This window comes from Salmonella sp. SJTUF15581, from assembly GCF_043356775.1.
Lineage (GTDB): Bacteria > Pseudomonadota > Gammaproteobacteria > Enterobacterales > Enterobacteriaceae > Salmonella > Salmonella enterica.
Map to the genome: position 1 here is coordinate 60,973 of NZ_JBEUJY010000018.1, position 21,462 is coordinate 82,434.

At 51.2% G+C, this 21,462-nt stretch carries 22 protein-coding genes and 1 other annotated feature; of the genes, 12 read left to right on the forward strand and 10 right to left on the reverse strand.

The window, feature by feature from the left end; all coding sequences use genetic code 11:
- Positions 1–24: 24 nt before the first annotated feature.
- Positions 25–903, reverse strand: coding sequence for an NAD(+) kinase (gene nadK / locus ABVN36_RS21890; RefSeq protein ID WP_001059155.1), 879 nt, complete (start codon positions 901–903; stop codon positions 25–27).
- A 123-nt stretch (positions 904–1,026) separates the two neighbouring features.
- Between nadK and grpE the strand changes: the two genes are divergently transcribed.
- Positions 1,027–1,617, forward strand: a complete 591-nt coding sequence (gene grpE, locus ABVN36_RS21895; RefSeq protein ID WP_023138907.1) for a nucleotide exchange factor GrpE — start codon at positions 1,027–1,029, stop codon at positions 1,615–1,617.
- A gap of 34 nt (positions 1,618–1,651) precedes the next feature.
- Here the strand turns inward: grpE and ABVN36_RS21900 are convergent, their stop codons facing one another.
- The 3 genes from ABVN36_RS21900 to ABVN36_RS21910 form a co-directional block, all read right to left on the reverse strand.
- Positions 1,652–2,257, reverse strand: coding sequence for a hypothetical protein (locus ABVN36_RS21900; protein WP_001287923.1), 606 nt, complete (start codon positions 2,255–2,257; stop codon positions 1,652–1,654).
- A gap of 120 nt (positions 2,258–2,377) precedes the next feature.
- Positions 2,378–3,664, reverse strand: coding sequence for an HlyC/CorC family transporter (locus ABVN36_RS21905; RefSeq protein ID WP_127172650.1), 1,287 nt, complete (start codon positions 3,662–3,664; stop codon positions 2,378–2,380).
- A gap of 19 nt (positions 3,665–3,683) precedes the next feature.
- Complete coding sequence (locus tag ABVN36_RS21910) at positions 3,684–4,475, reverse strand: inner membrane protein YpjD (protein ID WP_001537507.1); 792 nt, start codon at positions 4,473–4,475, stop codon at positions 3,684–3,686.
- 165 nt (positions 4,476–4,640) lie between these two features.
- Here ABVN36_RS21910 and ffh point away from each other — a divergent pair, with 165 nt between their 5' ends.
- The 5 genes from ffh (at position 4,641) to rplS (ending at position 8,270) form a co-directional block, all read left to right on the forward strand.
- Positions 4,641–6,002, forward strand: coding sequence for a signal recognition particle protein (gene ffh / locus ABVN36_RS21915; protein WP_000460052.1), 1,362 nt, complete (start codon positions 4,641–4,643; stop codon positions 6,000–6,002).
- Positions 6,003–6,254: 252 nt separating this feature from the next.
- A complete protein-coding gene (gene rpsP / locus ABVN36_RS21920) occupies positions 6,255–6,503 on the forward strand; it encodes a 30S ribosomal protein S16 (RefSeq protein ID WP_000256453.1) in 249 nt (82 codons plus the stop codon).
- 18 nt (positions 6,504–6,521) lie between these two features.
- A complete protein-coding gene (rimM, locus tag ABVN36_RS21925; protein ID WP_000043266.1) occupies positions 6,522–7,070 on the forward strand; it encodes a ribosome maturation factor RimM in 549 nt (182 codons plus the stop codon).
- Positions 7,071–7,114: 44 nt separating this feature from the next.
- Positions 7,115–7,882 carry a tRNA (guanosine(37)-N1)-methyltransferase TrmD gene (gene trmD, locus ABVN36_RS21930; protein WP_000469813.1) on the forward strand — a complete coding sequence of 256 codons (768 nt, stop codon included), beginning with the start codon at positions 7,115–7,117 and terminating at the stop codon, positions 7,880–7,882.
- 40 nt (positions 7,883–7,922) lie between these two features.
- Positions 7,923–8,270 (forward strand): 50S ribosomal protein L19, encoded by a 348-nt coding sequence (gene rplS, locus ABVN36_RS21935; protein ID WP_000065257.1) that lies wholly within the window; start codon positions 7,923–7,925, stop codon positions 8,268–8,270.
- Positions 8,271–8,426: 156 nt separating this feature from the next.
- Here the strand turns inward: rplS and dgcN are convergent, their stop codons facing one another.
- Entirely contained in the window at positions 8,427–9,647 is a 1,221-nt protein-coding gene (dgcN, locus tag ABVN36_RS21940; protein WP_001030985.1) for a diguanylate cyclase DgcN, read from the reverse strand.
- Positions 9,640–10,158: a YfiR family protein gene (locus ABVN36_RS21945; RefSeq protein WP_023138906.1), complete on the reverse strand. Its 519-nt coding sequence runs from the start codon at positions 10,156–10,158 to the stop codon at positions 9,640–9,642. The genes dgcN and ABVN36_RS21945 overlap by 8 nt, the downstream gene beginning before the upstream one ends.
- 439 nt (positions 10,159–10,597) lie before the next feature.
- Here ABVN36_RS21945 and aroF point away from each other — a divergent pair, with 439 nt between their 5' ends.
- Genes aroF through ABVN36_RS21960 form a run of 3 tightly spaced genes read left to right on the forward strand, consistent with a single transcriptional unit; the run spans position 10,598 to position 13,765 of the window.
- Positions 10,598–11,668 (forward strand): 3-deoxy-7-phosphoheptulonate synthase AroF, encoded by a 1,071-nt coding sequence (gene aroF / locus ABVN36_RS21950; RefSeq protein ID WP_001168062.1) that lies wholly within the window; start codon positions 10,598–10,600, stop codon positions 11,666–11,668.
- A 9-nt stretch (positions 11,669–11,677) separates the two neighbouring features.
- On the forward strand, positions 11,678–12,799 hold the full coding sequence (gene tyrA / locus ABVN36_RS21955) for a bifunctional chorismate mutase/prephenate dehydrogenase (RefSeq protein ID WP_393923699.1): 1,122 nt from the start codon (positions 11,678–11,680) through the stop codon (positions 12,797–12,799).
- A 57-nt stretch (positions 12,800–12,856) separates the two neighbouring features.
- Entirely contained in the window at positions 12,857–13,765 is a 909-nt protein-coding gene (locus ABVN36_RS21960; protein WP_000210993.1) for an SMP-30/gluconolactonase/LRE family protein, read from the forward strand.
- Here the strand turns inward: ABVN36_RS21960 and pheA are convergent.
- The 4 genes from pheA to bamD all read right to left on the reverse strand — a co-directional run bounded on the left by pheA (position 13,726) and on the right by bamD (position 16,484).
- A complete protein-coding gene (pheA, locus tag ABVN36_RS21965; RefSeq protein WP_001619571.1) occupies positions 13,726–14,886 on the reverse strand; it encodes a bifunctional chorismate mutase/prephenate dehydratase in 1,161 nt (386 codons plus the stop codon). The genes ABVN36_RS21960 and pheA overlap by 40 nt on opposite strands.
- A 22-nt stretch (positions 14,887–14,908) precedes the next feature.
- Positions 14,909–15,034: a sequence feature (Phe leader region), on the reverse strand.
- Positions 14,986–15,033: a pheA operon leader peptide PheL gene (gene pheL / locus ABVN36_RS21970; protein WP_010989056.1), complete on the reverse strand. Its 48-nt coding sequence runs from the start codon at positions 15,031–15,033 to the stop codon at positions 14,986–14,988. It overlaps the preceding feature by 48 nt.
- A gap of 102 nt (positions 15,035–15,136) precedes the next feature.
- The gene (gene raiA, locus ABVN36_RS21975; protein ID WP_000178449.1) at positions 15,137–15,475 is read right to left on the reverse strand and encodes a ribosome-associated translation inhibitor RaiA; all 339 of its coding nucleotides are present in this window, start codon (positions 15,473–15,475) and stop codon (positions 15,137–15,139) included.
- Positions 15,476–15,746: 271 nt separating this feature from the next.
- Complete coding sequence (gene bamD, locus ABVN36_RS21980; protein ID WP_000197660.1) at positions 15,747–16,484, reverse strand: outer membrane protein assembly factor BamD; 738 nt, start codon at positions 16,482–16,484, stop codon at positions 15,747–15,749.
- Between the two features lie 131 nt (positions 16,485–16,615).
- Between bamD and rluD the strand changes: the two genes are divergently transcribed.
- The 3 genes from rluD to clpB all read left to right on the forward strand — a co-directional run bounded on the left by rluD (position 16,616) and on the right by clpB (position 21,027).
- Complete coding sequence (gene rluD / locus ABVN36_RS21985; RefSeq protein ID WP_023138905.1) at positions 16,616–17,596, forward strand: 23S rRNA pseudouridine(1911/1915/1917) synthase RluD; 981 nt, start codon at positions 16,616–16,618, stop codon at positions 17,594–17,596.
- On the forward strand, positions 17,593–18,324 hold the full coding sequence (yfiH, locus tag ABVN36_RS21990; protein ID WP_000992639.1) for a purine nucleoside phosphorylase YfiH: 732 nt from the start codon (positions 17,593–17,595) through the stop codon (positions 18,322–18,324). The genes rluD and yfiH overlap by 4 nt, the downstream gene beginning before the upstream one ends.
- A 129-nt stretch (positions 18,325–18,453) precedes the next feature.
- On the forward strand, positions 18,454–21,027 hold the full coding sequence (gene clpB / locus ABVN36_RS21995) for an ATP-dependent chaperone ClpB (RefSeq protein ID WP_001235092.1): 2,574 nt from the start codon (positions 18,454–18,456) through the stop codon (positions 21,025–21,027).
- The last annotated feature ends 435 nt before the right edge of the window (positions 21,028–21,462 follow it).

Below are 21,462 nucleotides of genomic sequence, written 5' to 3' on the forward strand. Positions count from 1 at the left end.
TACAGTAAAGAGGCTAACGTAAAATTAGAATAATTTTTTTGACCAACCGAGTTTTGTGCTTAATGTATTGAAATAGCTATAGTCTTTGGGATGTATGAGGTTGAGATGGTAATCGCAGCGGCGAATCAGCACATCTTCTCCTTCCTGAATAGGCAGCGCTATCTGGCTGTCGCAGCTAATTTCCAGATCGCTACGGCGATGCGAAAAACGCAGACGAATCGTGCTACTGCTGTTAATGACTAACGGGCGCGCCGACAAGGTATGCGGGAACATCGGCACCAGGGTGATTGCATCCAGTGAAGGGGTCAGAATAGGGCCGCCTGCGGAGAGCGAATAGGCGGTGGAGCCGGTCGGCGTAGAAATGATCAAACCATCAGACCGCTGTGAAAAAGCGAAGGTTTCATCAATATAAACCTCGAATTCGATCATATGCGCCACTTTTCCCGGATGCAGCACCACTTCATTAATGGCTGTGCTGATACGCTTCTGGCGGTCCTGTTGGCAGACCTGCGCTTCCAGCAGAAAACGTTTTTCGGAGATATAGCGCCCTTCCAGCACATCAGATAATTGTTGCAGGGCGTTGTCCGGATCGAGATCGGTCAGGAAGCCAAGATTACCGCGGTTAATGCCAATCACATTGATGTCATAACGCGCCAGCGTACGCGCTGCGCCAAGCATATTGCCGTCGCCGCCCACGACTACCGCCAGATCCGCCTGTTGACCAATTTCCGCCAGCGTGCCGGTTGGCACATTTTTTAGCTGTAATTCGTGGGCGATTTGTTGCTCCACAATGACCTCATAACCCTGATCGCATAGCCAACGGTAGAGCATTTCATGTGTCGTGAGTGCGGTGGGATGACGCGGATGCCCCACAATGCCGATACACTTGAAATGATTATTCATTTTTCTGAGGTCCTTGTAGCGAAGATTGATGACAATGTGAGTACTTCCCTTGAAACCCTGAATCTGATCCCCATAATAAGCGAAGTTAGCGAGATGAATGCGAAAAAAAACGCGGAGAAATTCATGAGTAGTAAAGAACAGAAAACGCCTGAGGGGCAAGCCCCGGAAGAAATTATCATGGATCAGCACGAAGAGGTTGAGGCAGTTGAACCAAACGATTCTGCTGAGCAGGTGGATCCGCGCGATGAAAAAATTGCGAATCTGGAAGTTCAGCTTGCAGAAGCCCAGATTCGCGAACGCGACACCGTGTTGCGTATCAAAGCGGAAATGGAAAACCTGCGCCGTCGTACTGAACAGGATATCGAAAAAGCGCATAAATTCGCTCTCGAGAAGTTCGTCAACGAATTGCTGCCGGTAATCGATAGCCTGGATCGCGCGCTGGAAGTCGCAGACAAAGCCAATCCGGATATGGCGGCAATGGTCGAAGGGATTGAGCTGACGCTGAAGTCTATGCTGGATGTGGTGCGTAAGTTCGGCGTGGAAGTGATTGCTGAGACCAACGTGCCGCTGGACCCGAACGTGCATCAGGCGATTGCGATGGTGGAGTCGGAAGAGGTTCCGGCAGGCAATGTGCTGGGTATTATGCAGAAAGGCTATACGCTGAACGGTCGTACCATTCGCGCGGCGATGGTGACGGTAGCGAAGGCGAAGTAAAAGTCTGATGGCCGATGTAAAGTCGGCCATTTTTTTAGCTTAAAAAATCCTGCACTTCCAGCCACGGCGTGTTGAAATCCTCTATTTTTTTATATTCGCTCATTGGCAGAACGACCACATTATAGGTGTCAGATCCTTCATTCAGATCAAAAATCTGGAAGCCCCTCTTATTGAGTTCGGTCTGGATGCGTTCAAAGATCTCGTCAAGGTAACGGTCCCCGGCTTCACAGACATCGGAGATTTCATCCTCTTGGGTTATTTCGACAAGAAGATTTCTTAATTCCTCAGAATCCGTCAGGTTTTTTGTGAGTTCATAAAAGCGATCTGCGGCAAAATTAGCCAGTTCGCCTTCTTCATCTTCACCTTTCCAGTCAACGAGGTGAATAAATCCTTCGCCGCGTAGAACTTGTAAAAATGCCTGTGCCAGCTCGTTATTTCCGAGATCGCCACCGCTACAATCCAGGACGTCCTGCAACCCATATTCGTCTTCATCTTCGTCTTCAAAGATTTCAGGTTGCGTCGAAAGTTGAGAGAAAATAGTGGGCCATAAGGTTGGGTTGTGCGATAAAAAAACGTTGGCGACGACGTTGAGGTCGTCTGCAAAATTCTTATCCCATTCAATTACATAATCTTCTGACATAACATCAATATCCTTTCTGAATGCCTGAAAAGACATTATTGCATTGTTAAGTAAATGGCAGGAATTGATGGAATCTTAAAAGACGGCGATAAAAAAGGCGAACCGGAGTTCGCCATTGTGTTACTCCGCCACACTCTCGCGCAGCGGCTTTACCGGTACAACCTTTACCTGCTTAATCATATTTTCCTGTACATCGAGAATATCGATATCGTACTGCTCAATGCGCACGCGCGTGCCAGCAACCGGAATTTCCTCCAGCGCCTCCAGAATCACCCCGTTGACGGTGCGCGCGTCATCTTCCGGCAGGTGCCAGTTAAACGCTTTATTGATTTCCCGGACGTTGGCGGTACCGTCAATAATGACCGAACCGTCGTTTTGCGGCGTGACCTCTTCCGCCAGTGTCGGCGACATCGATGTGGTGAAGTCGCCAACGATCTCCTCGAGAATATCTTCCACGGTGACCAGCCCCTGGATATCGCCATATTCGTTGACGACCAGTCCGACTTTCTTTTTATTGCGCTGAAATTTAATCAGTTGCGTACTGAGCGGCGTACCTTCCGGGACGTAATAGATTTCATCGGCGGCGCGCAGCATCATCTCTTTGGTGAACTCTTTTTTCTCGGCCATTAACCGCCAGGCTTCGCGCACGCGCAGCATACTGATGGCGTCATCCAGCGAATCGCGATAGAGCACAATGCGTCCGTGCGGCGAGTGGGTGAGCTGCCGCTCGATAGACTTCCAGTCGTCATTGATATCGATCCCGATAATTTCATTACGCGGCACCATGATGTCATCCACGCTGACCTTTTCCAGGTCGAGAACCGACAGCAGCATATCCTGATTGCGGCGAGAGATTTGCGAACGGGATTCATGCACGATAGTGCGTAATTCCTCTTTGCTTAACGACCCGCTGACCACGATGTCCGTTTTAATTCCCATCAGACGCATCAGCAGGCGGGTGATGGTGTTAAGTAACCATACCAGCGGCATCATCAGTATCTGTAACGGCGCCAGCAGGAAGCTGCTGGGATAGGCCACTTTTTCCGGATAGAGCGCGGCGATAGTTTTGGGCAGGACTTCGGCAAAAACTAACACGACAAACGTCAGTACCCCGGTGGCGATAGCCACGCCGGCGTCGCCGTAAAGCCGCATACCCACAATCGTGCCGAGCGCCGAGGCAAGAATGTTGACCAGGTTATTGCCGATCAGCACCAGGCTTATCAGTCGATCGGGTTTACGCAATAATTTTTCTACCCGTTTTGCCGAGCGATTACCTTGCTTCGCCATATGGCGTAAACGGTAACGGTTTAGCGTCATCATTCCAGTTTCGGAACCGGAAAAATAGGCCGAGATGACCACCATGATGATTAATATGATAATCAGCGTGGTGGTGGAGATGTGTTCCAGGGGAAACTCCTTTAAAAGCTTAGCTTACAAATTGCTGTAATATGCGGCTACCAAAATAGGCCAGCGTCAGAATACCCGCGCCTGCGACGTTAAACCACACGACCCGCCGACCCCGCCAGCCTTCATGGTAATGCCCCCACAGCAGAACGATATAGACAAACCATGCCACGATAGAGAGCACGGCTTTATCAATATTTTCAGTACTGAACAGGTTATGCATGTAAAACAGGCCGGTACACAGAGTAAGGGTCAGCAGTACGACGCCAATCTGCGTGATATGAAACATTTTGCGCTCAATGCTCATCAATGGCGGCATTTCATTACTAAACGCCAGCTTTTTGTTCTTCAACTGATAGTCGATCCACGCCAGTTGTAGCGCATACAGCGCGGCGATTATCAGCGTCGCGTAAGAGAAAAGCGACAGACCGATGTGCACCATCATGCCTGGGGTCGCTTCCAGATGCGTAATATATTCATTAGGCATAAACGTGGCGAAGGCCAGGTTAATCAGCGCAAAAGCATAGACAATGGGTAGAAGTAGCCAGCCGCGATTACGCGACGCGACAATGGTCATCACCGTGCAGATCATCAGGCTGACCAGCGAACCGACATTCAGCAGGCTCAGGTTTTGTCCACTGTCGCCGCCGGGCAGAATACGCGATTCCAGCGCGACAGCATGGCACACCAGCGCGATGACCGCAGAAAGAATAGCCATACGCCGCCAGCCGCTGTTTTTTTGCAACAGTCCGGGAACGATCAGCGCGAGGCTGAAGGAGTAGGCGACAAGGGCAAGTAAAGCAAAAACGGGCATAGTTGTGTCGACAGTTGACCAGTGAGAAAGAGAAGCAGTATAGCGTTACGTGACCGCAGCTCCAACCGTTGCATAACAACAAAGACGGCTTCATGGTATACTGTGGCGAAATTCTGTAACTGTGTCGCTGCGGCGACCAACCGTTTCCACCCCAGGCGAGAGACAATGTTTGATAATTTAACCGATCGTTTGTCGCGCACGCTGCGCAATATCAGTGGCCGTGGGCGCCTTACTGAAGACAACGTTAAAGAGACGCTGCGCGAAGTGCGCATGGCGCTGCTGGAGGCTGACGTTGCGCTGCCGGTAGTGCGTGAGTTCATCAATCGCGTAAAAGAGAAAGCGGTTGGTCATGAAGTTAACAAGAGCCTGACCCCAGGGCAGGAGTTCGTCAAGATTGTCCGTAGCGAACTGGTTGCGGCAATGGGCGAAGAGAACCAGACGCTGAATTTAGCTGCGCAGCCGCCAGCCGTAGTATTGATGGCGGGTCTGCAGGGGGCGGGTAAAACCACCAGCGTCGGTAAGCTGGGGAAATTCTTGCGCGAGAAGCACAAGAAGAAAGTGCTGGTCGTCTCTGCCGACGTCTATCGCCCGGCGGCGATCAAACAGCTCGAAACGCTGGCTGAGCAGGTTGGCGTGGATTTCTTCCCGTCTGATGTCGGCCAGAAACCGGTTGATATCGTCAACGCCGCGCTGAAAGAAGCGAAGCTCAAATTCTACGACGTGCTGCTGGTGGATACCGCCGGTCGTCTGCACGTTGACGAAGCGATGATGGACGAAATCAAACAGGTCCACGCTTCTATCAAGCCAGTAGAAACGCTGTTTGTCGTCGATGCGATGACCGGTCAGGATGCGGCGAATACCGCAAAAGCCTTTAACGAAGCGCTGCCGTTAACCGGCGTGGTGCTGACCAAAGTTGATGGTGATGCGCGTGGCGGTGCGGCGCTCTCTATTCGTCATATCACCGGCAAGCCGATTAAATTCCTCGGTGTCGGCGAGAAAACCGACGCGCTGGAGCCGTTCCACCCAGATCGTATCGCCTCGCGTATTCTCGGCATGGGCGACGTACTGTCTCTTATCGAAGATATCGAAAGCAAAGTTGACCGCGCACAGGCTGAGAAGCTGGCGACCAAACTGAAGAAAGGCGACGGTTTCGACCTGAACGACTTCCTGGAACAGCTCAAACAGATGAAAAACATGGGCGGTATGGCCAGTCTGATGGGCAAATTACCGGGCATGGGGCAGATTCCGGACAACGTTAAATCGCAGATGGATGACAAGGTGCTGGTGCGTATGGAAGCGATCATCAATTCGATGACGCTGAAAGAGCGCGCGAAGCCGGAAATCATCAAAGGTTCCCGCAAGCGTCGTATCGCGCAGGGCTGTGGGATGCAGGTGCAGGACGTTAACCGCCTTCTGAAACAGTTCGACGACATGCAGCGCATGATGAAGAAGATGAAGAAGGGCGGGATGGCGAAGATGATGCGGAGTATGAAGGGGATGATGCCGCCAGGCTTCCCTGGCCGCTAATTTCCCTGCCTGGCTCACTTGCTATTTCGGCACCGGGGTGTGCTCGCCATCCTCACGTACTGCGTGTACGCTGCGGTGGCTGCGCGCACGCCGGCACCGAACTCGCTGCGCCGCCGACGGCCTTCTACAGCAGAGTTATTAACTGTTGATTGCTTTTTTCCCAGAAATCAGTAAAATTTTCGGGCTTTTAATATGACGCCGGGCTCCGTTCCTCGATGGGGCCCGGTTGTTTTATTCACACAAGAGGATGTTATGGTAACTATTCGTTTAGCTCGTCACGGCGCTAAAAAGCGTCCGTTCTACCAGGTTGTTGTCACCGATAGCCGTAATGCACGCAACGGTCGCTTCATTGAGCGCGTTGGTTTCTTCAACCCAATCGCTAGCGAAAAAGAAGAAGGCACCCGCCTGGATCTGGATCGCATCGCTCACTGGGTTGGCCAGGGCGCAACCATTTCCGATCGCGTTGCGGCGCTGATCAAAGAAGTAAAAAAAGCAGCTTAATCTGTCACGGTGGTCATGATGAGCAAGCAACTCGCCGCACAAGTACCCGCTGAACCGGTTGTACTGGGGAAAATGGGTTCTTCATACGGTATCCGTGGTTGGCTCAGAGTGTTTTCCTCCACTGAAGACGCCGAAAGCATTTTTGACTATCAGCCCTGGTTTATCCAGAAGGCGGGTCAGTGGCAGCAGGTACAGCTGGAAAGCTGGAAGCACCACAATCAGGATCTGATCATCAAGCTGAAAGGCGTTGACGATCGAGATGCAGCGAATCTTCTGACCAATTGCGAAATTGTCGTGGATTCCTCGCAACTTCCTGCGCTTGAGGAGGGAGACTATTACTGGAAAGACCTGATGGGTTGCCAGGTAGTCACCGCTGAAGGCTACGATCTCGGTAAAGTTATCGACATGATGGAAACCGGGTCGAATGACGTTCTCGTCATTAAGGCGAACCTGAAAGATGCATTTGGTATCAAGGAACGACTAGTACCGTTCCTCGATGGGCAGGTTATCAAGAAAGTCGATCTCGCTACTCGTACTATCGAAGTAGACTGGGATCCTGGTTTTTAAACCACCGAATAAACGGTAATAAATGGCGTTATGGGGATTGGCTTGTGTTTATTGGCATCGTTAGCCTGTTTCCTGAAATGTTCCGCGCAATTACCGATTACGGGGTAACTGGCCGGGCAGTAAAAAATGGCCTGCTGAACATCCAGAGCTGGAGTCCTCGCGACTTCACGCATGACCGGCACCGTACCGTGGACGACCGTCCTTACGGCGGCGGACCAGGGATGTTAATGATGGTGCAACCCTTGCGGGACGCCATTCACGCAGCAAAAGCCGCGGCAGGTGAAGGCGCTAAAGTGATTTATCTGTCGCCTCAGGGACGCAAGCTTGATCAAGCGGGCGTTAGCGAGCTGGCCACGAATCAGAAACTTATTCTGGTGTGTGGTCGCTACGAAGGCGTAGATGAGCGCGTAATTCAGACCGAAATTGACGAAGAATGGTCAATTGGCGATTACGTTCTCAGCGGTGGCGAACTACCGGCAATGACGCTGATTGACTCCGTCGCCCGGTTTATACCGGGAGTTCTGGGGCATGAAGCATCAGCAATCGAAGATTCGTTTGCTGATGGGTTGCTGGATTGTCCGCACTATACGCGCCCTGAAGTGTTAGAGGGGATGGAAGTACCGCCAGTATTGCTGTCGGGAAACCATGCCGAGATACGTCGCTGGCGTTTGAAACAGTCGCTGGGCCGAACCTGGCTTAGAAGACCTGAACTTCTGGAAAACCTGGCTCTGACTGAAGAGCAAGCAAGGTTGCTGGCGGAGTTCAAAACAGAACACGCACAACAGCAGCATAAACATGATGGGATGGCATAGGCCCCCGAATATCAGTTTACCCAGGATAAGAGATTAAATTATGAGCAACATTATTAAGCAACTTGAACAAGAGCAGATGAAGCAGAACGTACCTTCCTTCCGTCCGGGCGATACCGTGGAAGTGAAAGTATGGGTTGTTGAAGGTACCAAGAAACGTCTGCAGGCATTCGAGGGCGTGGTTATCGCTATTCGTAACCGCGGTCTGCACTCTGCATTCACTGTTCGTAAAATTTCCAACGGCGAAGGCGTTGAGCGTGTCTTCCAGACTCACTCTCCGGTAGTTGACAGCATTGCTGTTAAACGTCGTGGTGCTGTTCGTAAAGCTAAACTGTACTACCTGCGTGAGCGTACTGGTAAAGCGGCTCGTATCAAAGAGCGTCTTAACTAAGAACGCGCTTTCGCAACATCCGAAAGCTTGTAGAAAAGAAGGGGCTGGCATTACGCTGGCCCCTTTTTTTATGGGTTGCTCCACGCCATAGACGGTTGCATGATTAGTCTGGGTCAGTGGTCTCAACGCTGAGTCAGAAACGGCCAGGCCCGTTCTTTAGTTTAGCGAGCGTTCCGCACGCCGGTGTTTAGCCTGATACATATTTCGATCGGCCAGTTCTTGTAGTTTTTCGGCAGTGGCATGTTCCCATGTCAGCGCAAAGCCAATACTCAGGGTCATCGTTATCCGCTGGCCGTTATGCAGTTCAAAAGGTCGATTAAACGCCTGGGATAGCGCTGCGCAAATACGTTGTACTTCATATTCCGAATGTACATCGTAAAGCACCATCGCAAATTCATCGCCGCCGAGTCGGTAAGTCTGATAACGGCTACCACCGAATTCCGCTAATCTTTTGGCAACCTCTATAAGTACGCGGTCGCCTGCCGCATGTCCCCAGGTATCATTAATATATTTAAAGTTATCACCATCCAGAAATAACAATGCCGAACTGCTACGAGCGGAATTGTCCTTCATCAGCGCGTTAATACAGCTGCGAAATGCCGCGCGATTGGCAAGCCCCGTCAGCGGATCGTGCAGCGCGGTACGCAGTAACTGGGCATTTTTAGCCTGAAGCCGTAGCTGCCATTCTTCCATCTCATCCAGAAGGCTATTGAAATCCTGCGCAAACAGGTGAAATTCCGCAATACGCTCATCAGGTACCCGGCGTGAAAAATTTCGGTTAGTGCGAACGTCGTGTACAACTTCAGTAATATTTTGCAGCGCATCCACAACGCCATTGTGTAAATAACGCGTGAGCAGCAGGGCAATGCCGGATGCCAGCAGAATACATCCTGTCAGCACTGCCAGCGATAACCAGATAAAATGACCAATAAGGCTGTCGCGGGCGACAAGCCGTACTTCGCCGATGGCCCTGCCGTTGTGCCAGACGGGTTGCGATACCGGCAATGGAAAAAGCCAGTGGCTAATTAAGCCGATGAGCTTATCGTCTGCGGCTCGCGCATCATAGCGCCATGAGGCGATAGTACGGCCATTTTTATCGCGGACCTCCGCCGCTGAAAATTGTCCCTGGCGTCCCAGTGTGGCAAGCGTTTCCGCTGCGGCCGCGTTATCGGAAAATACCAGTGCCGCTTCAAGGCTATGGGCCATTGTGGCGGCGGTCAAATCGAGATTCTTTTGCGCATACTGTTTGAGCGTAAGGACAGACGCAACGCAAATTAATAGCCAGATCAATGTCATTGTAAGCAGCACGCTGATTATACTAATCCGCCGTAGTGTGCGTTTAAATGTTGGTCTGGACAGAGAAAATTCCTTATTCATGCTTTTGATTCCGTGCAAGCATTAATACTTCTGGATTCACTCTCACGCCGCTATGCGAGAGGGAGTCCAGGTTGACGGAAAATTTGACTTCATCATTGTTAATGATCAGACAAAATGCGCTGCCAATAATACATTCGGTATTTTGCTCGGCAATTAATAACAAGGCATTAACTGGATAATGACGCGTTAACTCCACCTGATAAGCTGGCGATTCATTGCCAAAGTAAAAACCATCACAGCGGGCGCTCTGGGCTTCTTGTGTGGTACGGATGACAAGCGGTTGATAAGGGAAAGCCCAGTCAGCCTCTTCGCTAAGTACCCTGACAAAACGCGCAGATGAAAATATGCATAGCCTTGGCGGCCCGGATAACGCCGGCCAGTGTGTATAACTGACGATACCGGAGACGATGGCGCGTACGGATTTCTCTTCTTCCGTGACGCGTTGAGCATACAGAGGCAAGCTTGCTAATAATAGCGATAACAGAAGGATAAATCGGTGAGAAAAACGCATTAACAAGTCCCCACCATCTTCAGTCGTAAAGCATTAAAATACATCCGTGATTGTTTGTAGCAAAATAACATTATTTTGCCATATCGTCATTATTTCTTATTGATAATATGAATAATTTAAGTGGCATCCCTGATATTAAATTCTTGTGATAATGGTATTAATCACCCTATATCAGAAAGTAAAAATATGTGTGCGGAGAAAAGATAATCAAAAAATGGCGAGCATCGCTCATTTTACCGTTTTTCTGAGGCTGGGAATAAAATAATTCACTTGTTGTGTAAAGTTTTTGATACGAAATGAAGGGTTTTAATCGACGATTGTGCATGGTGTAAAGTTTATTTTACGTAATATGGATTGAAATCTTTACTTTTTGTGGTATGGTTTAAACATCCTCGTGGAGGATCAACTATCGCAAACAAGAAAAGACAGGATCGCCATCATGCAAAAAGACGCGCTGAATAACGTACGTATCACCGATGAACAGGTATTAATGACGCCGGAGCAGCTTAAAGCGGCCTTTCCGTTGAGTCTGGCGCAGGAAGCGCAGATAGCGCAGTCCCGGGGAATCATTTCTGACATTATTGCCGGGCGCGATCCGCGTCTGTTGGTAGTATGCGGTCCTTGTTCTATTCACGATCCTGAAACCGCTCTGGAATATGCCCGTCGATTTAAAGCCCTTGCCGCAGAGGTCAGCGATAGCCTCTATCTGGTAATGCGCGTCTATTTTGAAAAGCCGCGGACTACCGTCGGCTGGAAAGGGCTGATTAACGATCCTCACATGGATGGCTCATTTGATGTGGAAGCCGGGTTGAAAATAGCGCGTCAGCTACTGGTGGAACTGGTGAATATGGGGTTGCCATTGGCGACCGAAGCGTTGGATCCGAACAGCCCGCAATACCTGGGCGATCTGTTTAGCTGGTCGGCGATAGGTGCGCGCACAACAGAATCGCAAACCCACCGCGAAATGGCGTCTGGTCTTTCTATGCCGGTCGGCTTTAAAAACGGCACGGATGGCAGCCTGGCGACAGCGATTAACGCCATGCGCGCCGCTGCGCAACCTCATCGTTTTGTTGGCATTAACCAGGCCGGTCAGGTTGCGTTATTGCAAACCCAGGGAAATCCGCATGGCCATGTAATTCTGCGTGGCGGCAAAGCGCCAAACTATAGCCCGGCAGATGTCGCTCAGTGTGAAAAAGAGATGGAACAGGCGGGACTACGTCCTTCGCTGATGGTAGATTGCAGTCATGGTAACTCCAATAAAGATTATCGCCGCCAGCCAGCCGTTGCCGAATCTGTGGTTGCGCAGATTAAAGATGGCAATCGTTCAATCATTGGCTTAATGATTGAAAGTAATATTCATGAGGGTAATCAGTCTTCCGAACAGCCGCGCAGCGAAATGAAGTATGGCGTTTCCGTCACCGATGCTTGTATTAGCTGGGAGATGACCGATGCCCTGTTACGTGAAATTCATAAAGATTTGAGCGGCCAGCTGGCGGTGCGCGTCGCATAAGAGGTTGTTATGGTTGCTGAATTGACCGCATTACGCGATCAAATAGATGATGTCGATAAAGTGTTGTTGAATTTACTGGCTAAGCGCCTGGAACTGGTTGCCAAAGTCGGCGAGGTGAAAAGCCGTTTTGGCCTGCCTATTTACGTGCCGGAGCGTGAGGCCTCTATGCTGGCTTCACGACGGGCGGAAGCAGAAGCGATCGGTGTCCCGCCCGATCTCATTGAAGATGTCCTGCGCCGGGTAATGCGTGAATCTTACTCCAGCGAAAATGATAAGGGGTTCAAAACGCTTTGTCCTTCTCTGCGTCCGGTCGTCATTGTGGGCGGCGGCGGACAGATGGGGCGTCTGTTTGAAAAAATGCTCACGCTGTCGGGCTATCAGGTCCGTATTCTGGAACAGCAGGACTGGCCGCGCGCCAGGGACATTGTCGCAGATGCCGGAATGGTGATCGTCAGCGTGCCGATTCATGTTACTGAACAGGTCATAGCGCAACTGCCGCCCTTGCCGTCTGACTGTATTCTGGTCGATCTGGCATCGGTAAAAAGCGGTCCGTTGCAGGCAATGTTGGCGGCCCATGATGGCCCCGTGTTGGGCTTGCATCCGATGTTTGGTCCGGACAGCGGGAGCCTGGCGAAGCAGGTGGTGGTCTGGTGTGACGGGCGTCAACCGGAAGCGTATCAGTGGTTCCTTGAGCAAATCCAGGTGTGGGGCGCGCGGTTGCATCGAATTAGCGCTGTCGAGCACGATCAGAACATGGCTTTTATCCAGGCGTTGCGCCATTTTGCTACCTTCGCTTATGGGCTGCATCTGGCGGAAGAGAACGTCCAGCTTGAGCAGCTTCTGGCGCTATCATCGCCGATTTATCGACTGGAGCTGGCGATGGTCGGGCGTCTGTTCGCCCAGGACCCGCAACTGTATGCGGACATTATTATGTCGTCGGAGCGCAATCTGGCGCTTATCAAGCGTTACTATAAACGTTTTGGCGATGCTATCGGGTTACTGGAACAGGGTGATAAGCAGGCTTTTATCGACAGTTTTCGCAAAGTTGAACACTGGTTTGGCGATTATGCCAGACGCTTCCAGAATGAAAGCCGTGTGTTATTGCGTCAGGCGAATGACAGCCGACCATAATGATGACATCTATACTAAAAGCCAGCTTTGCTGGCTTTTTTCGTTTAAGGAACCGTTATGACTACGCCGCACGTTTTATTTGATTATGTCGGACATCTACCAGAATGCCCCACATGGAGCGAGGATGAAAGCGCGCTGTATTGGACCGATATCCTGGAACAGGAGATCCATCGTTACCATCCGGCGAGCGGGACGCATAGCGTGCTGGCGTTTCCGGAAGAGGTGGGCTGTTTTGCCTTGCGTGAGCAGGGCGGATTTATTGTGGCCATGCGTCATGCTATCTGGCTGGCCGATAAAAATGGATTATTGCAGCGTAAGGTTTGCGACAATCCCTCTAATACGAAACTGGCGCGTTTCAACGATGGCGGCACTGATGGCGATGGACGTTTTTATGCCGGAACGTTCTGGGCGCCAGGTGACTATAATGGCGCGTTGCTGATGCGGATCGATCATGACCTGACGGCAAAAGTGATCCAGTGCGATATCCAGGGACACAACGGCCTGGCGTTCAGCCCGAATAACCAGTGGATGTATACCTCCGATACGCCGAATGGCGTGATATACCGCACGTTACTTGATAAGCATGGCGAACCGGGCAAGCGCGAACTTTTTCGCCATTTTGGCGAAGGAGAAGGACTTCCCGACGGCGCGGCGATGGATAGCGAAGGGTGCTACTGGAGCGCGATGTTTGACGGCTGGCGCGTGGCGCGTTTCTCACCGCAAGGAGAGCAGCTGGAAGAGTACCGGTTGCCGGTACGTTGTCCGACGATGGTTTGCTTTGGCGGCGCAGATATGAAAACGCTGTTTATTACAACTACCAGAGAAAATATGTCTGCTCAGGAAGTGGCGGATTATCCGCTCTCCGGCGCCATCTTCACCCTGCAGGTAGCCGTCGCAGGGATGAAGAAAAGCCGTTTTATTGAACGTCAGGCAGGTTCTACCGGCACGACGTTTTCGCTGGGATAGCAGCCAAGCACTTTCATTGAGCGCGTGATCTCGCCCAGCTCTTTTAGCGCGCTTTGCATTACCTGCGACTCCAGGTTCGCCTGAATATCGAGATAAAACATCTCTTCCCACGGATTGCCGTGAATGGGGCGCGACTCCAGTTTCGTCATGATGAGATTGTGGTTACGCAGCACCAGCAGCGCTTCGACCAGCGCGCCAGCTTGCTGCCCGGTGGCGATTAACAGAGTGGTTTTTGCCGGAACCTGATCGGAAACGTTGATGGCTTTGCGCGCCAGTACCAGAAAGCGGGTGATATTCTGCGTCTGGTTTGCGGCGATGCGTTCCAGCACCTGTAATCCGTGCAACATGCCACCTGCCTCGCTGCCGAGCGCCGCGACGCGCGGAGAGTTCGCCTGCGCGACTTTTTCCATCGCTGCCGACGTACTCTCGGTATAGTCGATTTTCCAGTGCGGATAGCGGCTCAAAAATTTACTGCACTGCTGAAACGGCTGCGGATGGCTGTACACCGTTTCGATGGTATTCAGATCCGTAGTGCCGGAAACCAGCACGCAGTGATCGATAGTGACAGTCATCTCACCGACAATCGACAGACTGGTGTGTTGCAATAAGTCGTACACATCGTTGATAGCGCCGGAGCTGGTGTTCTCTATCGGAACCACGGCGTAATCGGCCTGGCCGGTTTCGACCTGATGAAAAATATCGGTGAATTTTGCGCAACCGCTCTCAATAAATTGCTCAAAATGGCGTGCGGCATACTGGCGCGCCGCGAGATGAGAATAGGAGCCTTTCGGCCCAAGAAACGCAATACGTGCCGAATGAGGGTGAGTATTATTCAGATGTTGTTGCAGCAGCGCCTGCTGAGTAAGCACGGAGTCTTCAATGATAAGCTGGAACAGACGGGTAATGTAGTGTGCGTCGAGATGGTGGGCTTTACCGAGATGGATGAGCCTGTCCAGCAGCGCGCGTTCACGATCGATATCCCGAACCGGACGATGCGACAGTAGTTTTGCTTGTCCCACTTCAATCGCCAGCGCGCGTCGTTTTGCCAGTAAGGCCAGTAACTCTTCGTCTAAAGCGCTGATTTTATCTCGCAGCGCCAGTAATGGGTTTTCCGATGTCATAGTGTTGCCTTTTTTGTTATCAATAAAAAAGGCCTCCCGGTGGGGGAGGCCTTCTTGTTCGTCTTCGCATTCTTTATCACATGACGAAACGCCTCCCGGTCAGGGGAAGATAAAAAAGAATGCGAAGAAAAACCGGGTGAGCTTCATAACTGTTTCCTTTGTGTACGTAAGTACAGTACTCGTACTGTTTTAATCCTGTCAACAAAAAACGCGCCCGAAGGCGCGTTGGCGATACACTCAATGTAAGGGACTACTCTTCTTCTGCTTCGACGAAGCTGGCATCTTTCACCGATGCGGTGGCACGACGGGCTTCGCCTTTGTGCTGCACTTTATTGAGCTGCCGTTCCAGCTTGTTGATCAATTCATTAATAGCGGTGTACATATCTTCGTGTTTTGCGCTGGCGACCAGATGTCCGTTCGGTGTATTAATGGTGGCGTCAGCAATAAAGCCCTGTGGCTCTTTAGACAGAATGATATGAGGATTAATCAGGTGAGTTTGCCATTTTTCCAGTTTGGCGAGACGGTCTGCGACATGTTGGCGGATTGCCGGAGTAATTTCCATTTGTTTACTGGTAATGTTCATTGTCATAAATTTTACCTCTTGTCTTTCCCGTCTTGGTGATTCCAGCATACCGTTCTTAATGTCAAAATGTGTGATGTGAATCACATTATTTTGTCACTTTTTGTCAAGGCGAACTTTTTGTGAGGCATCGCAGGAAGAAGCGATCTTTTACTTGAGGAATGGCTGAAAGCAGGCCATATTTGACTGGATGCGTTGCAGTGAAATCATTTCTGTTGCATCAGATATCGAATAAAAAAACGGCAGCCGGAAGGCTGCCGTTTTGCTTGTCTGTATTGCTTCAGGTGTTTTTGCTGTTAGCGGCAATAATTTTCGCGACTTTGTCAGCCTGCGCATTCAGCTGCATCTGACGATAGGCGTTTTCCATCAGCGGCAACGCATCGCGCGTGGCCTGCGTATCAGGATAATTGCGTAGCATACCTTCTACCCGGTTTACGACCGCAACCCATGCGCCGCGCGCGGTATAGTACTCTGCGACGGAATATTCATATTTCGCCAGACGGTCTTTCAGGAATACCAGACGCTTAGTGGCGTCGGTGGTGTACTGGCTATTAGGATAGCTGCGTACCAGTTTCGAAAAGTCATTGAACGCCGCCCGCGCATGTTGCGGATCGCGATCGCTGCGATCGACGCCAAAGAAACCTTGCAGCGCGCTATCATCCAGCGCCATGTTCGTCAGGCCGCGCATGTACATGACATAGTCAATATTAGGGTGCGTTGGATTAAGACGCATAAAACGATCGATGGCGGCCTGCGCTAGCGGCAAATCGGCGTTTTTGTAATAGGCGTAGATAAGATCCAACTGCACCTGCTGAGAATACGGTCCGAATGGATAACGATTATCTAACGCTTCCAATTGCGTTATTGCCTGTTTCCAGTTACCGTCCTGCAGCTTTTGCTGAGCAGTCGCGTAGATTTCATTCGGCGGATTATCGGGCACCTCTTCCTTTGAACCCGAGCAACCCGCCAGAAACAGGCTCAACGTGGCTGCTGCCACCAGATATTTCATGCGCGTCATGACGTTTTGACTTTCCTCAAAATGTTTTACGGGAGATTCTCTGTTCCTGCTCCCGGTTAAGACCAGCTACAATAGCACACTATATTAAACGGCAAAGCCGTAAAACCCAACGTTAAACGAAGAAGCTGTATATGGCACAACGAGTACAACTCACCGCAACGGTCTCCGAAAACCAACTCGGTCAACGCTTAGATCAGGCTTTGGCCGAAATGTTCCCGGATTATTCACGTTCGCGTATAAAAGAATGGATTTTGAATCAGCGCGTGTTGGTCAATGGTCAACTTTGCGATAAGCCAAAAGAAAAAGTGTTAGGCGGCGAGCGGGTGGCTATTGATGCGGAGATCGACGAAGAGATTCGTTTTGAAGCGCAGGATATCCCGTTAGATATTGTTTATGAAGATGACGATATTCTGGTTATCAACAAACCACGCGATCTGGTGGTACATCCTGGCGCGGGTAACCCGGACGGTACGGTACTGAACGCGTTGCTACATTATTATCCGCCGATTGCGGATGTTCCGCGCGCGGGCATTGTGCATCGTCTGGATAAGGACACGACGGGGCTGATGGTGGTGGCCAAAACCGTTCCGGCGCAAACGCGCCTGGTGGAGTCTTTGCAGCTGCGCGAGATTACCCGCGAATATGAAGCGGTCGCGATCGGACATATGACGGCGGGAGGAACGGTGAATGAACCCATTAGTCGTCACCCGACCAAACGTACCCATATGTCGGTACATCCCATGGGCAAACCGGCGGTGACCCACTACCGCATTATGGAACATTTCCGTGTGCACACGCGTCTTAGGTTGCGTCTGGAGACCGGGCGTACGCACCAGATCCGCGTGCATATGGCGCATATTACGCACCCGTTAGTGGGCGATCAGGTCTACGGTGGTCGTCCACGTCCACCGAAAGGCGCATCGGAAGAGTTTATTTCCACTCTGCGTAAGTTTGACCGCCAGGCGCTTCATGCAACGATGCTGCGTCTCTACCATCCTGTATCGGGTATCGAAATGGAGTGGCACGCGCCGATTCCACAGGATATGGTGGACCTTATTGATGCGATGCGCGTCGATTTCGAAGATCATAAAGATGATGTGGACTGGTTATGAATGCACTGATTGTCCCGCAGTGGCCGCTGCCGAAAGGCGTCGCAGCCTGTAGTTCTACCCGTATTGGCGGGGTGAGTTTACCGCCTTACGACTCGCTGAATCTGGGCGCGCATTGCGGCGATAACCCGGAGCATGTTGAAGAGAACCGCAAGCGTCTGTTTGCGGCGGGCAATCTGCCTTCGAAACCTGTCTGGCTTGAACAGGTTCACGGTAAAAATGTGTTGAGGCTTACCGGAGAACCTTATGCCTCCAAACGTGCGGATGCGTCTTACAGCAATACGCCAGGAACCGTCTGCGCGGTAATGACGGCAGACTGCCTGCCTGTGCTATTCTGTAACCGTGAGGGAACAGAAGTGGCGGCGGCTCATGCGGGCTGGCGCGGATTATGTGAAGGCGTACTGGAGGAAACTGTCACCTGCTTTGCTGACAAACCAGAAAATATCATCGCCTGGTTAGGTCCGGCGATCGGCCCGACCGCGTTTGAAGTGGGGCCGGAAGTGCGTGACGCATTTTTAGCAAAAGATGCGCAAGCCGATAGCGCATTTTTGCCGCACGGGGAAAAATTTCTGGCGGATATTTATCAGCTTGCACGCCAACGTCTGGCGAATACCGGCGTTGAACATGTCTATGGCGGGGATCGCTGCACCTTTAGCGAAAGTGAGACTTTCTTCTCTTATCGTCGCGACAAGACGACAGGTCGTATGGCAAGTTTTATTTGGCTGATATAACCTAAAGAATCAAGACGATCCGGTACGGGTAACTTTCTTTTCACATAATTCAGGTCATTCACCTTGAATAATTGAGGGATGACCTCATTTAATCTCCAGTAGCAATTTTGACCTGTTATGGGAGGAGTTATGCGTCTGGATCGTCTTACTAACAAATTCCAGCTTGCTCTTGCCGATGCCCAGTCGCTCGCGCTGGGGCACGACAACCAATTCATCGAACCTCTTCATTTAATGAGCGCCTTGCTGAACCAGGAAGGGGGATCGATACGTCCTTTATTAACCTCCGCCGGCATTAATGCTGGCCAGTTGCGCACCGCTATCGATCAGGCGCTGAGCCGTTTACCGCAGGTGGAAGGCACCGGCGGCGACGTACAGCCTTCTTCGGAACTGGTACGCGTACTGAACCTTTGCGACAAGCTGGCGCAAAAACGGGGGGACAATTTTATTTCGTCAGAGCTGTTTGTTCTGGCGGCGCTTGAGTCTCGTGGCACGTTAACCGATCTGCTGAAATCAGCCGGTGCGACCACGGCCAATATCACTCAGGCAATTGAACAGATGCGCGGAGGTGAAAGCGTGAACGATCAAGGGGCTGAAGACCAACGTCAGGCCTTGAAAAAATATACCGTCGATCTGACCGAGCGGGCTGAACAAGGCAAGCTTGACCCGGTAATTGGTCGTGATGAAGAAATTCGCCGTACCATTCAGGTACTGCAACGTCGTACTAAAAACAACCCGGTGTTAATCGGTGAGCCAGGGGTCGGTAAAACGGCAATTGTTGAAGGGCTGGCGCAGCGCATTATTAACGGTGAAGTCCCTGAAGGCTTAAAAGGTCGCCGCGTACTGGCGCTGGATATGGGCGCGCTGGTGGCCGGGGCGAAATATCGCGGCGAATTTGAAGAGCGTCTGAAAGGCGTGCTGAACGATCTGGCGAAACAGGAAGGCAACGTCATCCTGTTTATCGACGAGCTGCACACCATGGTTGGCGCAGGTAAGGCCGATGGCGCCATGGACGCCGGGAATATGCTGAAACCGGCGCTGGCGCGTGGTGAACTGCACTGTGTGGGCGCCACCACGCTGGATGAATACCGTCAGTACATTGAAAAAGACGCGGCGCTGGAACGTCGTTTTCAAAAAGTGTTTGTCGCAGAACCTTCAGTGGAAGATACCATCGCTATTCTGCGTGGCCTGAAAGAACGTTACGAGCTGCACCACCATGTGCAGATCACTGACCCGGCGATTGTGGCGGCGGCAACATTATCTCACCGCTATATCGCCGACCGTCAGTTGCCGGATAAAGCTATCGACCTGATCGATGAAGCGGCATCCAGCATTCGTATGCAGATTGACTCTAAGCCGGAGGAGCTGGACAGACTCGACCGCCGCATTATTCAGCTCAAACTGGAACAGCAGGCGTTGATGAAAGAGTCTGACGAGGCGAGTAAAAAACGTCTCGATATGCTCAACGAAGAACTGGACGACAAAGAGCGCCAGTATTCTGAGTTAGAAGAAGAGTGGAAAGCGGAAAAAGCGTCGCTCTCTGGTACGCAAACTATTAAAGCGGAGCTGGAGCAGGCGAAGATCGCCATCGAGCAGGCGCGTCGCGTTGGCGACCTGGCGCGAATGTCTGAACTGCAGTACGGCAAAATTCCGGAGCTGGAAAAACAGTTGGAAGCCGCGACCCAGTCGGAAGGTAAAACCATGCGTCTGTTACGTAACAAAGTAACGGATGCGGAAATTGCCGAAGTGCTGGCGCGCTGGACCGGTATTCCGGTTGCCAGAATGCTGGAAGGCGAACGTGAAAAACTGTTGCGTATGGAACAAGAGTTACACAGCCGTGTGATCGGGCAGAACGAAGCGGTTGAAGCGGTATCTAACGCGATTCGCCGTAGCCGTGCTGGGCTGTCCGATCCGAACCGTCCGATTGGTTCCTTCCTGTTCCTTGGGCCGACCGGGGTCGGTAAAACCGAACTGTGTAAAGCGCTGGCTAACTTTATGTTCGACAGCGACGACGCGATGGTGCGTATCGACATGTCTGAGTTTATGGAGAAACACTCCGTTTCTCGTTTGGTCGGGGCGCCTCCGGGATATGTCGGCTATGAAGAAGGCGGTTATTTGACGGAAGCGGTGCGCCGTCGTCCTTATTCCGTCATCTTGTTGGATGAAGTGGAAAAAGCGCATCCGGATGTATTCAACATTCTGTTGCAGGTGCTGGACGACGGTCGGCTGACTGACGGGCAGGGGAGAACGGTCGACTTCCGTAATACGGTGGTTATTATGACTTCTAACCTCGGTTCCGATCTCATTCAGGAGCGCTTTGGCGAACTGGATTACGGTCGAATGAAAGAGATGGTGCTGGGTGTGGTTAGCCAAAACTTCCGTCCGGAATTTATCAACCGTATTGATGAAGTTGTGGTATTCCATCCGTTAGGTGAGCAACACATCGCTTCTATTGCTCAGATCCAGCTGCAGCGTCTGTACAAACGTCTGGAAGAACGTGGTTATGAAATCCATATCTCCGACGAGGCGCTGAAACTGTTGAGCGCCAACGGTTACGATCCGGTCTACGGGGCGCGTCCGTTAAAACGTGCTATTCAACAGCAGATCGAAAACCCACTGGCGCAGCAAATCCTGTCTGGTGAACTGGTTCCTGGCAAAGTGATTCGCCTTGAAGCCAATGATGATCGTATTGTGGCAGTGCAGTAAGTCACAAATTTGAATAAAACGGGCCCTGATGGGCTCGTTTTTGTTTAAAAACCAGGCGAAAATAGGCTTTTGGTTCAAATGTTGTTTGAAAAGTGAACGGTTGAGCTTTTTTTTGCATTTAGGTCTTGTCAGGCTCTAATAACTCCCTATAATGCGCCACCACTGACACGGAACAACGGCATACAGGCCGCCGGGTCAGAAAGGCTTCATTAAGAAGTCTGTGAGGAAAGCGAAAATAAAGGCTTGACTCAAAAAGAGGAAAGCGTAATATACGCCACCTCGCAACGGTGAGCGAAAGCCGCGTTGCACTGCTCTTTAACAATTTATCAGACAATCTGTGTGGGCACTCGAAGATACGGATTCTTGACGTCGCAAGACGAAAAATGAATACCAAGTCTCAAGAGTGAACACGTAATTCATTACGAAGTTTAATTC

Bases quoted from the DNA above. Each gene is read 5' to 3' on its own strand.
- nadK (WP_001059155.1), bottom strand. From the start codon at position 903: ATGAATAATCATTTCAAGTGTATCGGCATTGTGGGGCATCCGCGTCAT.
- grpE (WP_023138907.1), top strand. From the start codon at position 1,027: ATGAGTAGTAAAGAACAGAAAACGCCTGAGGGGCAAGCCCCGGAAGAA.
- ABVN36_RS21900 (WP_001287923.1), bottom strand. From the start codon at position 2,257: ATGTCAGAAGATTATGTAATTGAATGGGATAAGAATTTTGCAGACGAC.
- ABVN36_RS21910 (WP_001537507.1), bottom strand. From the start codon at position 4,475: ATGCCCGTTTTTGCTTTACTTGCCCTTGTCGCCTACTCCTTCAGCCTC.
- ffh (WP_000460052.1), top strand. From the start codon at position 4,641: ATGTTTGATAATTTAACCGATCGTTTGTCGCGCACGCTGCGCAATATC.
- rpsP (WP_000256453.1), top strand. From the start codon at position 6,255: ATGGTAACTATTCGTTTAGCTCGTCACGGCGCTAAAAAGCGTCCGTTC.
- rimM (WP_000043266.1), top strand. From the start codon at position 6,522: ATGAGCAAGCAACTCGCCGCACAAGTACCCGCTGAACCGGTTGTACTG.
- rplS (WP_000065257.1), top strand. From the start codon at position 7,923: ATGAGCAACATTATTAAGCAACTTGAACAAGAGCAGATGAAGCAGAAC.
- dgcN (WP_001030985.1), bottom strand. From the start codon at position 9,647: ATGAATAAGGAATTTTCTCTGTCCAGACCAACATTTAAACGCACACTA.
- ABVN36_RS21945 (WP_023138906.1), bottom strand. From the start codon at position 10,158: ATGCGTTTTTCTCACCGATTTATCCTTCTGTTATCGCTATTATTAGCA.
- aroF (WP_001168062.1), top strand. From the start codon at position 10,598: ATGCAAAAAGACGCGCTGAATAACGTACGTATCACCGATGAACAGGTA.
- tyrA (WP_393923699.1), top strand. From the start codon at position 11,678: ATGGTTGCTGAATTGACCGCATTACGCGATCAAATAGATGATGTCGAT.
- ABVN36_RS21960 (WP_000210993.1), top strand. From the start codon at position 12,857: ATGACTACGCCGCACGTTTTATTTGATTATGTCGGACATCTACCAGAA.
- pheA (WP_001619571.1), bottom strand. From the start codon at position 14,886: ATGACATCGGAAAACCCATTACTGGCGCTGCGAGATAAAATCAGCGCT.
- raiA (WP_000178449.1), bottom strand. From the start codon at position 15,475: ATGACAATGAACATTACCAGTAAACAAATGGAAATTACTCCGGCAATC.
- bamD (WP_000197660.1), bottom strand. From the start codon at position 16,484: ATGACGCGCATGAAATATCTGGTGGCAGCAGCCACGTTGAGCCTGTTT.
- rluD (WP_023138905.1), top strand. From the start codon at position 16,616: ATGGCACAACGAGTACAACTCACCGCAACGGTCTCCGAAAACCAACTC.
- yfiH (WP_000992639.1), top strand. From the start codon at position 17,593: ATGAATGCACTGATTGTCCCGCAGTGGCCGCTGCCGAAAGGCGTCGCA.
- clpB (WP_001235092.1), top strand. From the start codon at position 18,454: ATGCGTCTGGATCGTCTTACTAACAAATTCCAGCTTGCTCTTGCCGAT.